1 protein-coding gene is annotated in these 1,169 nt (G+C 40.9%); it reads left to right on the top strand.

The features are described 5' to 3' along the window. On the top strand, positions 1–1,169 hold a 1,169-nt coding region (locus G630_RS23940), incomplete at both ends, for a hypothetical protein (RefSeq protein ID WP_026499372.1).

The raw sequence follows: 1,169 nt of genomic DNA, 5'->3' as shown, positions 1-1,169 counted from the left end.
TATCCCTTTCAAAAGCAGTATTTACCTGAAATAGATCCTGAGTTCACAGAAACTAATCCGCTGGTAATTTCAGGATTTTTTTTCAGGACAAATACAGGACGGGGACTTAGCATTGTCCCTGAATTTAGGGAACATTTAAAGAAAATGTATCCGACTATATCTGTGGAGGAGGGGATGCGCTGTGTCGGGCTTGACCCGCTGGATGTAGGATGTACCAGGATTCGCAAACTATCTAATGAGTTTGCTTCAGAGCTTGCCGCAGAACACTTTTTATCAGAAAGTGGTCATAAGGTGATGCGTAATGAGTATATAGATTCTGTAAGCCTTATTGAGCATCCATATGTTAAGTTTGTTAACCGTGGCAATGTATATTTGACCGATGCTTTCTATAATGAAGCCTGTATTATGCCCGTGTCTCTGTCAAAGGTCTTTGAAATCTATGGAATTGAAGAAGAACAGGTAAATGAAGAAAGTCGGATGAGGATAAATTCCGCCATGAAAATGTGGGAACCTACCAAGACCACAGATTTTGCAGCAGATGAAAGCATCCTGGTAATACAGCGGAGGCGTGCCCTGGAAATGCATAAGGCAATGAAGGAAGGACTTTATGGGATAGGTAAGGTATTCGGGCAGATGAAACGCGATGATCAAAGAAGGGTTTGTAGATGGATATCTCAACTGCCACGGGATCCGTGGGGATACTATTCATGTAAAAAGATCCTCGAAATAATGAAAATATCAAAGAGTCGATTCTATGCACTTTTAAATGACGAGAATTATGGGATGGGAAGCATAAGAAAAGCTGCACAGGATGTAGAAGACATAGCTGCTATTAGGAGTGTTATAGATTATAAGAACTTTGAAAAAGGTATACGTCAGATATATATGCTGATGCCAAGAGTTACTGGGCAGTATTTCAGTATGTATCGCATTCGCAGACTTATGAATAAATACGGTATAAGGACAAACATACGACATCCGAGCAGGAACAGAAAGGCCATGAAAGAGCTTATCGAAAGGAACCGAAAGGCTAATCTTATAATGCGAAGATTCAGGCTTCACAGACCAAACGAAGTGAGGCTCACAGATGTAACATATCTTGATTATGGAGACGATAAACGTGCCTATGGATCTGCTTCTGTTGATCCTGTTACCGGGAGACTCATATG

Source organism: Butyrivibrio sp. WCD2001, assembly GCF_000424485.1.
In the GTDB taxonomy this organism is placed as follows: Bacteria; Bacillota; Clostridia; order Lachnospirales; family Lachnospiraceae; genus Butyrivibrio.
The sequence above is the reverse complement of the archived record's forward strand: the minus strand, read 5'-3'. Positions and strand labels throughout refer to the sequence as shown.